Origin of the sequence: Ochrobactrum sp. SFR4 (assembly GCF_019730395.1) — a bacterium.
Lineage (GTDB): Bacteria > Pseudomonadota > Alphaproteobacteria > Rhizobiales > Rhizobiaceae > Pseudochrobactrum.
This window is the reverse complement of sequence record NZ_JAAPBB010001091.1, coordinates 1-250: the sequence shown is the minus strand read 5'-3', so window position 1 is coordinate 250 and position 250 is coordinate 1. Positions and strand designations below refer to the sequence as shown.

Genomic DNA, 250 nt, shown 5'->3' with positions numbered 1-250 from the left:
CGGCTCTTGATGTGACCGTGCAGCTCGAAGTGCTCGGCATTCTCGACAAGCTGGTAGCTGATCGCGGTATGGGGCTGATTTTCATCAGCCACGACCTGCGTCTGGTTTCCTCTTTCTGCGACCGCGTTATCGTGATGTATGCCGGACGTATTGTTGAGGAAATTGCTGCAAGCGATCTGGCCAATGCAAAACATCCATATACTCAGGGACTATTGAACTGCATGCCAAAGATCGGTTCTGACCGTCATCC

General features: G+C 52.0%; 1 pseudogene. It reads left to right on the top strand.

The window, feature by feature from the left end:
- Nucleotides 1–250, top strand: a pseudogene (locus tag HBA93_RS22405) (ABC transporter ATP-binding protein); the annotation flags it as partial.